We start from the raw sequence: 9,304 nt of genomic DNA, 5'->3' as shown, positions 1-9,304 counted from the left end.
GCGGGTCCCACCCGATCCCATCCCGAACTCGGCAGTGAAACCGCTCAGCGCCGATGGTAGTGTGGGGTCTCCCCATGCGAGAGTAGGTCATCGTCAGGCACCCTTTTGAAACCCCGATTACAACATGGTCGGGGTTTTGCTTTTCCGGTCCTCCCCATGGGCTTTTCAGGGGTCTCCCCATGACCCGTCTGTCGGGAACAGACGGGAACCGCTTCAGCGGGCCCGCAGGGCGAGTCCCGGGACGGGACGAGTAACAGTAGCGGAACGCCGCCCGGGTCATCGTCAGGCACCCTTTTGAAACCCAGGCCCATGGTCGGGGTTTTGCTTTTCCGGACCCCGACCACAAAGAGCTGCAAATCAGGCATCTACGTCGTCAACGCTTCTGTCCGGAGTCCCTCGCTTTTCAGTTGTATGACAGTTTGAACTCTTCTCTGATGCTGGCGCTTTCTGCATGCCTGAACCACAATTATATTAACCGTTGAAAAGGATTATTTCCGTCATTGGTTGTGAATTATTCGACTTATCACCAGGCAAGGGGGAGGGCAAAATGAAAAGGACATCGAGTCTACTGTTGGTTGCCATGATGGGTATGGGCTTTGCACTCGTTGGTTGCGGCAATGATGATGGTGCCAATGATGCCAGCGAAGAGATGAGTCAGGCTGCGGACCAGGCCGGCGATGCCGCCAGCAACGCTGCTGATGCCACCGGTGATGCCGCTTCCAACGCTGCTGATGCCACTGGTGATGCTGTGTCCAATGCCGCCGATGCCACTGGCGACGCTGCCTCCAATGCGGCTGATGCTACCAGCGACGCTGCTTCCAATGCCGTTGATGAGACGGGCGAAGCACTTGATAACGCAGGCGATGCCGCCAGTAATGCTGCCGACGATGCTACCGATGCGACCGGTGACGCCATGCAGGAAGCGGGCAGTGAGATGAGCGACGATAATCAGCAGCAGTAAAACGGTTATCTGTTCTGTCGGTCTAAAAGAGCCTCTCTGAAGAGGCTCTTTTTGTATGCGAGCTCGGAGGGTATCTTACTGCGCGCTGGCAGCGCCAGCGGAAGGGTGCCCGCCAGGGATGGCAGGGCACAAAAAAGGGCCCATCAGGGCCCCTTGTCGGTGCGTCGAATGAAGAGATCAGTCCCAGCTCAATGCGCCGCCGGTCTGATATTCGGTGACACGGGTCTCGAAAAAGTTCTTTTCCTTGGGCAGATCGATCACCTCCGACATCCACGGGAAGGGGTTATCCACCTCGGGGAAGAGGCGAGCGAGACCGATCTGCTCGGCGCGACGGTTGGTAATGAAGTGCATGTACTGCTCGCAGAGCTCGGCGTTCAGGCCAAGGATACCGCGGGGCATGGTCTCCTTGCCGTAGGCAACCTCCAGCTCGCACGCCTCGCGCAGCATGCCACGGATCTCTTCCTGAAAGTCTTCGGTCCACAGGTGTGGGTTTTCGATCTTGATCTGGTTGATGCAGTCGATACCGAAGTTCATGTGGATCGATTCGTCGCGCAGAATGTACTGATACTGCTCGGCAATACCGACCATCTTGTTACGCCGACCCAGCGCCAGAATCTGGGCGAAGCCGGTATAGAACCACATGCCTTCGAAGATGACATAGAAGGCCACCATGTCGCGTAGAAAGGCCTGATCGCGCTCCGGTGAACCGGTGCGAAAATCCGGATCTTCGAGGTTCTGGGTGTGCTTGAGTGCCCAGGCGTCCTTGTCGGTAATCGACGGCACCTCGCGGTACATGTTGAACAGCTCGCCCTCATCGAGGCCCAGCGAGGTGCAGATGTACTGGAAGGTGTGAGTATGGATCGCTTCCTCGAAGGCCTGGCGCAACAGATACTGACGGCACTCGGGGTTGGTCAGATGACGATAGACCGCCAGTACGATGTTGTTGGCCACCAGCGACTCGGCGGTCGCGAAGAAACCGAGATTGCGCTTTAGCATGCGCACTTCGTCCTCGGTCAATCCTTCCGGGCTGTTGACCGGTGCGCGCCAGGTGGCGATATCGCCCTGCATCGAGACTTCGGTGGGCATCCAGTGGTTATTGCAGCCGGAGAGGTACTTCTCCCAGGCCCAGCCGTATTTCAGTGGCAGCAACTGATTGACGTCGGAACGGGCATTGATCATCGACTTTTCGCTGGCATCGATACGTGCCGCACCTACGTCGATTTCGCCCAGACCGCTGTTGTCGACCTGCCCATTGCCGTCTTCGGCATCAAAGAGTGTGGATTCCTGCATGTTGTTGGCCTCCTGCGGGCCGCTCCGACGTCACCGACGCGGAGCGGCCTTTATATTCGTCAGCAGCGACACGGCGGTCGCTGCCTCGGTGGTGCAAATGTACGTTACTGACACGCCTCGCAGTCCGGATCGTCCAGCGAGCAGGCCAGGGGCGGTGCCGAGCCCATCGGCTGCTGCGGATCGGCCGCCGGAGCGGCGCTGGACGGACGGCTGTCGCCGGTTGCAGCACCAGGTGCGGCGGCCGGCTTGACGCCTGTCAGCTTGCCATCGGTGCCTTTCAGGGTGGATTTCTCCAGCCGTGTCGAGGCCTGGGCACGCAGGTAATAGGTGGTCTTGAGCCCCAGCTGCCATGCCATACGGTAGGTGTTGTCCAGCTTGCGACCGGAGACGCCACTGATATAAAGATTCAGCGACTGCGCCTGGTCGAGCCACTTCTGACGACGCGAAGCGGCCTCGACGATCCAGCGCGGCTCGATTTCGAAAGCGGTAGCGTAGCGCTCGCGCAGATCCTCCGGGATACGCTCGATAGGCTGTAGCGAGCCGTCGTAATACTTCAGATCGTTGATCATCACCTCGTCCCACAGGTCACGCTCCTTGAGGGCGTGCACCATATGGGAGTTGACCACGGTGAACTCGCCGGAGAGGTTCGACTTCACATAGAGATTCTGATAGGTCGGCTCGATCGACTGGGTCACGCCGCAGATGTTGGAGATTGTCGCGGTCGGCGCGATCGCCATCACGTTGGAGTTGCGCATCCCCTGACGGCGCACCTTGTCGCGGATGCGCTGCCAATCCTGGGTGGCGGAAGTGTCCATCTGCAGATACTGCTCGCCGCGCTCGCGGGCCAGCTCGTTCACCGAGTCGATCGGCAACACGCCCTGGCTCCACAGCGAGCCCTCGAAGGATTCGTAGCGGCCACGCTCGGCGGCGAGGTCACTGGAGGCTTCGATGGCGTGATAGCTGATCAGCTCCATGGAGTTGTCGGCGAAATCTACCGCCTGCTGTGAAGCGTAGGCGATACCCTGCTTGTAGAGCGCATCCTGAAAGCCCATCAGCCCCAGACCCACCGGGCGGTGACGGAAATTGGCGCGCCTGGCCTGGGGCACTGCGTAATAGTTGATGTCGATGACGTTATCGAGCATGCGCACGGCGGTTTTGACCGAACGCTTGAGCTTTTCACTGTCGAGCCGGCCATCGACGATGTGCGCGGCCAGATTGATCGACCCCAGGTTGCACACCGCGATCTCGTCGGCACTGGTGTTGAGGGTGATCTCGGTGCACAGGTTGGAAGAGTGCACGACCCCGGCGTGACGCTGCGGGCTGCGCAGGTTGCAGGGGTCCTTGAAGGTGATCCAGGGGTGGCCGGTTTCAAACAGCATCGACAGCATGCGACGCCACAGATCCTTCGCCGGCACGCGCTTGTAGAGCTTGATCTCGCCGGTACGGGTCATCGCCTCGTACTCTTCGTAGCGCTTTTCGAAGGCGGCACCGTAGAGATCGTGCAGATCGGGGCATACCGAGGGCGAGAACAGCGTCCACTCCTTCTCTTCGCTGACGCGCTTCATGAACAGATCCGGCACCCAGTTGGCGGTGTTCATGTCGTGGGTGCGGCGGCGATCGTCACCGGTGTTCTTGCGCAGCTCGAGGAACTCCTCGATATCCAGGTGCCAGCTCTCCAGATAGGAGCAGACCGCGCCCTTGCGCTTGCCGCCCTGGTTGACCGCCACGGCGGTGTCGTTGACCACCTTGAGAAAGGGCACGATGCCCTGGCTCTTGCCGTTGGTGCCCTTGATGTAGGACCCCAGTGCGCGTACCGGCGTCCAGTCATTGCCCAGACCGCCGGCCCACTTGGAGAGCATGGCGTTGTCGCGGATGGCGCCATAGATGCCCTCGAGATTGTCCGGCACGGTCGTCAGGTAGCAGGAGGAGAGCTGGCTGCGCACGGTGCCGGCGTTGAACAGCGTCGGCGTCGAGGTCATGTAGTCGAAGCTCGCCAGCAGCTGATAGAACTCGATGGCGCGCGCGTCGCGGTCGTCCTCTTCGAGTGCCAGACCCATTGCTACGCGCATGAACAGCACCTGCGGCAGCTCGTAGCGTACGCCGTCGCGATGCAGGAAGTAGCGGTCGTAGAGGGTCTGCAGGCCCAGATAGGTGAACTGATTGTCGCGTTCGTAATCGATCGCGGCGCCGAGGCGCTCCAGATCGAATTCGGCCAGCCGCGGGTCGAGCTGCTCGAACTCGATGCCGCGTGCCACGTAGGTCGAGAAGGCGCGGCTGTAGAGGGTGGCCATGTCGCCGAAGGTGGCTTCCTCGCAGAGGCCGAGGAAGGAGAGCGCTTCGCGGCGCAGGTTGTCCTGCAGAAGGCGCGCGGTGACGAAGGTGTAGTTGGGCTCCTTCTCGACCAGGGTGCGCGCGGTCATCATCAGCGCGGTGGCTACGCCATCGGCGGTGACGCCGTCGTAGAGGTTGCGCAACGACTCCTCGACGATGCGTTTGGCATCAACATTGGCAAGGCCGCTGCAGGCATCGCCGACCAGCGTTTCGATGCGTGCCAGATCCAGCGGCCGGCGGCTGCCGTCGGGCTGGGTGACGTTGATGGTCGGATGGGGGCGCTCGATGCCCTGCTGCTCGGCGGCGCGAGCGCGGGCATGCTCCTCGCGATAGAGCACATAGGCGCGTGCCACCTTGTGCTCGCCGGAGCGCATCAGCGCCAGCTCGACCTGATCCTGAATATCCTCGATATGCAGGGTGCCGCCTTCCGGCATGCGCCGCTCGAAGGTCTCGACGATGGACTGGGTCAGCGCCTCGACCTGTTCGCGAATGCGCGAGGAGCCGGAGGCGTTGCTGCCCTCCACGGCGAGGAAGGCCTTGCTCATGGCCACGGAAATCTTGCCGGGGTCGAATTCGACCGTATCGCCGGTGCGCTTGATGATGCGCAGCACCTGGCGATGGGTCGTATGATCCTGCGATCCGTCATCAAGCGCGACCTGATGTCTGCGCTCGTCAGTGGACGTAGCCATGCGATATTCCTTCCATGCCGTTAAGGTCAAAGATAGGCCGTGTTCGCCTGCTTAAAGTGCAGGAGAGAGCGGCATAACCGTTGAAGCGAGTCGTTGAAAGCGGGCTGCCGTTATCGGGCGTTTTGCGCGCCCGGACACAATATAGTGTGTCTGCCGGCGTTGCAGGCACACTATATTGTGTCTTGCGAGGGGGCTCAACAGTAAAAAGTTGTGGTCAAGAGTGCGTGGGATGTGGACAACCTGTGACCTTTCCGGCGCAACGCCTGCTGCCGCTGGCGTTGACGGGAAAGCCTTGCCATCGATTCTATAGGGTGGGGTAGATCGCGAATATTTCAGCCGAAACAGGCTGCAATCGGACAAAAATTCATGCGTGTCAGGGTAGACAGCCGCGCGATATGATCGCGCGGCCATCGATATGGGCAGTTTCCGGCAAGGGTGGCACAATGTGGTTAACGGAACACTGATCGAAGTGCGGTGTCCATGTCGAGGGTTGTCTTGCCTGCCTGCGGCAGAAAAGAACGCAGCGTCAGGCGATGGCAGGAAAGCTCTCTTTACAATGATCGGACGGACAAGCCTTGGATAACATTACAAACGCCAACGAGCACATTCTTATCGTCGAGGATGATGAGCGGCTGGCCGCGCTGACGCGCGAATATCTTGAAGGCAACGGGTTCAGAGTCAGCGTCGAGCATGACGGCGCCAACGGCGTAGAGCGTATCGTGTCGCTGCGCCCTGACCTGGTGATTCTCGATCTGATGCTGCCGGGTGAGGACGGACTGTCGATCTGTCGCCGAGCGCGTCCGCAGTATGCAGGGCCGATTCTGATGCTGACCGCGCGCACCGACGATATGGATCAGGTGCTGGGGCTCGAAATGGGCGCCGACGACTACGTACCCAAGCCGGTGCCGCCACGTGTGCTGTTGGCCCGTATGAGGGCACTGTTGCGCCGTGCCGACGGCCCTGAAACCTCCGAGCAGGAGGAGACGCGGCTCGAGTTTCGCGACCTGGTGATCGAAGCCTCGACCCGCGAAGCCTGGCTCAACGGTGAACGCATCGACCTGACCAGTGCCGAGTTCGATCTGCTCTGGCTGCTCGCTTCTCACGCCGGGCGCGTGCTGACCCGTGAAGAAATTTTCTCGGCGCTGCGCGGCATCCGCTACGATGGTCAGGATCGCTCTATCGACGTGCGCGTATCGCGCATTCGTCCCAAGATCGGCGACGACCCCCATCAGCCGCAGCGCATCAAGACCGTACGCAGCAGGGGATATCTGTTCGTACGTGAAAGCTGAACCACGGCGGTGCCCCTGGTCAGAACGATGCCCGGTGATCGTCATCCTCCGACGGGAATGAAAGATGGCATTGCAAACCGGCCGGACGCCATCCATTTATCAGGATACCGATAGCGGCCCGAGCGCGCGTTGGTCGTCCACCCGGTCGACCAACGGTGGCTTTCGCCGTCTCTACCTGATGCTGTTCATATCGCTTTTATTGATCTTTCTGGTCGGCCTCGGGGCCGCCTGGTTGATCAACGACTGGCGTCAGGACAGCTATCGTCAGCGGCTTGCCAGTGCGCCCATGGCGTTATTGACCGCACTGGTGGCGTCTCAGCCCGCCGATGCCCGCGATCAGTGGCTCAGTGCCTATGAAGATGAACTGGGCATTCGCCTTGCCATGTCCGACCCGGAAACGCTGCGACTGGGGTTTCTCGAGCGCTACCGGCTCAACAACGGCGGCGTACTGGCGCGTCGCGCCGAGGGCGAGAGCGGCTGGCAGCTCTACCGGGAGCTGCCGGGCGAGGATGGCGCGGTGTTGGCGGCGCAGTTCGTCGGGCTCTCCGAGCGCCAGCCGATACTGCTGGTGTCACTGCTGCGCCAGTGGCTGGAACTTGCGCCCGAGGCAGAGCGCGAGACGCGCTTTCGATCCCTGCGCCAGCGCATGGCGGTCGGCATGGGACTGGGCAGCGGCACGCCGCCCGGGCTCTCCGAGCGGCAGCTTGCAAGCTTCAATGATGGCCATGTGGTCATCAACATCGGCGCCGATCGTGCCAACCTTTCATTTTATGCCAGCCTTCCCGGCGGGCGCTGGCTGATGGTCGGCCCGCTGCGCCCCTTCGAGCCGCTGCCGCTGATGGTGATCGCCGCGGTCATGGCGATGTTGCTGCTGCTGTTTGGCATGGTGATCTATCTGCTGCTGCGTAGTCTGGAACGGCGCCTGACACGGCTCGAGCAGATTACCCTGCGGTTCACCTCCGGAGATTTCGGCGCTCGAGCGGAGCCGGGGCAGGAGTACCTGACCCAGCTGGAGCAGTCGTTCAACACCATGGCCGATCAGGTGCAGTCGGTGCTGTCGTCACAGCAGGAGTTGATGCGTGCCGTATCGCATGAGTTTCGCACGCCGGTGGCGCGGGTGCGCTTCGCCCTGCAGATGGTCGATGACATGAGCGACTCGCCCGCGATTCGGCGGCTGTTGGGCGGTGTCGACGACGACATCGAGGCGATCGACCGGCTGATCGACGAAATACTGACCTACGCGCGGCTGGACAACACGGCAGATGGCAGCATACCGCTGGCGCCGATTACGCTGGCGGTAGGCGATATGGCCGATGAAGTGGTCAAGACGCTGACAACGCTCTTTCCGCGCCTGACACTGGAAGTGGTCGGCGACAGCGCGCTGAGGGTGCATGCTGACCGGCGCTACCTGCAGCGGGCGCTGCAGAATCTGGTGGTCAACGCCTGCCACCATGCCGAGAGCCGGGTCCGGATCCAGCTGACGGGCGATAACCAGAGCGTCTATATCAGCGTCGAGGACGACGGCCCCGGCGTGCCGGAACAGTCGCGTCGACGTATCTTCAAACCCTTCGCTCGTCTTGACGACAGCCGTACCCGCCAGCGGGAAAGAAACGGCGGTTATGGCCTCGGACTGGCGATCGTGGCGCGGGTCATGGAGTGGCACGACGGCCATGTCGAGGTAGACAGCGCGCCGGAGCTGGGCGGCGCCCGCTTTATACTCTGCCTGCCGCGTGAATGGTCGGACGACGATGAGGTGTCATAGCGTACGACGCCGTCAATTCGCCGGTCGAATGCCGTCCAGCACCGCAAAGGAGGTCTCCCGCGCCGTGCGCAGGAAGTCGGTCATCCACGCCAGCTCCAACTGGTCGCTTCTCACCGCCGCGTACAGCGTGCCCCACACGCCCTCTTCACCCAGCGAACAGGCGCGTACATAGTCGCGCTGCAGATACTCGGTCAGCGCCCAGTTGGGTAGCGCGCAAACGCCGCGACCGCTGGCCACCAGCTGCATCATCATCATGGTCAACTCGGCGGTGCGGGTCTCGCGCGGGTGAACGCCCAGCGGATCGAGGAAGCGGCTGAAAACGTCCAGCTTGCTGTGCGCTACCGGATAGGTGATCAGCGTCTCCTCACTGAGTTCCTCGGCGGTCACAAAGCGACGTTCGGCCAGCGAGTGCTGGCGGGATACCGCCAGCAGACTCTCGTAGCGAAACAGCGGCTCGTAGTGCACCTGCGCCAGCGGCTGTGGGTCGGCGGTGATCACCAGGTCGAGCTGTTCGCGGGCCAGCGCCGGCAGTGGGTCAAAGTGCTGACCGGCGGGGATGTCGACCTCCACCTCGGGCCAGTGGTCGCGAAAATGGTCGATAGTAGGCATCAGCCACTGAAAGCAGCTGTGGCACTCGATTGCCATGTGCAGCCGACCCTGCTCGCCGCCGGCCATGCGGGCGATATCGCGCTCGGCGTTGCGTACCTGGGGCAGCACCTGCTCGGCCAGCCCCAGTAGACGCTGGCCGGCGCGGGTAAACTGAACCGGGCGGGTCTTGCGCAGAAAGAGCGGGCAGCCCAGCCGCTCCTCGAGATCCTTGAGCTGGTGAGAGAGCGCTGACTGCGTCAGATGGACACGTTCGGCGGCCTCGACCAGCGATCCTGTGTCGCGAAGTGCCAGCAGGGTGCGCAGGTGGCGAAATTCGATCATGAAGACCTGTCTCTCATGGTATTCGCGTTCAGTGCAGGGCGTCCTGCGTCTC

At 61.7% G+C, this 9,304-nt stretch carries 6 protein-coding genes and 1 rRNA gene; 4 read left to right on the top strand and 3 right to left on the bottom strand.

Annotation, left to right across the window (positions count from 1 at the left end):
- Together rrf and H146_RS19650 are read left to right on the top strand one after the other, a co-directional pair.
- Window positions 1–99, top strand: a 5S ribosomal RNA gene (gene rrf, locus H146_RS0115850); the annotation flags it as partial.
- Between the two features lie 379 nt (window positions 100–478).
- Window positions 479–961, top strand: coding sequence for a hypothetical protein (locus H146_RS19650; RefSeq protein ID WP_156826860.1), 483 nt, complete (start codon window positions 479–481; stop codon window positions 959–961).
- 177 nt (window positions 962–1,138) lie between these two features.
- Here H146_RS19650 and H146_RS0115840 read toward each other — a convergent pair whose 3' ends face one another.
- Together H146_RS0115840 and H146_RS0115835 are read right to left on the bottom strand one after the other, a co-directional pair.
- Window positions 1,139–2,251 carry a ribonucleotide-diphosphate reductase subunit beta gene (locus H146_RS0115840; protein WP_019952870.1) on the bottom strand — a complete coding sequence of 371 codons (1,113 nt, stop codon included), beginning with the start codon at window positions 2,249–2,251 and terminating at the stop codon, window positions 1,139–1,141.
- Between the two features lie 104 nt (window positions 2,252–2,355).
- Window positions 2,356–5,271, bottom strand: coding sequence for a ribonucleoside-diphosphate reductase subunit alpha (locus tag H146_RS0115835; protein WP_019952869.1), 2,916 nt, complete (start codon window positions 5,269–5,271; stop codon window positions 2,356–2,358).
- A gap of 575 nt (window positions 5,272–5,846) precedes the next feature.
- Between H146_RS0115835 and H146_RS0115830 the strand changes: the two genes are divergently transcribed.
- Both H146_RS0115830 and H146_RS19645 read left to right on the top strand, forming a co-directional pair.
- Window positions 5,847–6,560 (top strand): winged helix-turn-helix domain-containing protein, encoded by a 714-nt coding sequence (locus H146_RS0115830; RefSeq protein ID WP_019952868.1) that lies wholly within the window; start codon window positions 5,847–5,849, stop codon window positions 6,558–6,560.
- 64 nt (window positions 6,561–6,624) lie between these two features.
- Window positions 6,625–8,322: an ATP-binding protein gene (locus tag H146_RS19645; RefSeq protein WP_019952867.1), complete on the top strand. Its 1,698-nt coding sequence runs from the start codon at window positions 6,625–6,627 to the stop codon at window positions 8,320–8,322.
- Between the two features lie 12 nt (window positions 8,323–8,334).
- Here H146_RS19645 and H146_RS0115820 read toward each other — a convergent pair whose 3' ends face one another.
- The gene (locus H146_RS0115820) at window positions 8,335–9,252 is read right to left on the bottom strand and encodes a LysR family transcriptional regulator (RefSeq protein ID WP_019952866.1); all 918 of its coding nucleotides are present in this window, start codon (window positions 9,250–9,252) and stop codon (window positions 8,335–8,337) included.
- Window positions 9,253–9,304: the final 52 nt, after the last annotated feature.

The organism is Kushneria aurantia DSM 21353 (genome assembly GCF_000382245.1).
Lineage (GTDB): Bacteria > Pseudomonadota > Gammaproteobacteria > Pseudomonadales > Halomonadaceae > Kushneria > Kushneria aurantia.
This window is presented reverse-complemented; position numbering and strand designations above follow the sequence as displayed.

What these genes read in the sequence shown, in the direction of transcription:
- H146_RS0115840 (WP_019952870.1), bottom strand. Translation starts at nt 2,251, where the DNA reads ATGCAGGAATCCACACTCTTTGATGCCGAAGACGGCAATGGGCAGGTC.
- H146_RS0115835 (WP_019952869.1), bottom strand. Translation starts at nt 5,271, where the DNA reads ATGGCTACGTCCACTGACGAGCGCAGACATCAGGTCGCGCTTGATGAC.
- H146_RS19645 (WP_019952867.1), top strand. Translation starts at nt 6,625, where the DNA reads ATGGCATTGCAAACCGGCCGGACGCCATCCATTTATCAGGATACCGAT.
- H146_RS0115820 (WP_019952866.1), bottom strand. Translation starts at nt 9,252, where the DNA reads ATGATCGAATTTCGCCACCTGCGCACCCTGCTGGCACTTCGCGACACA.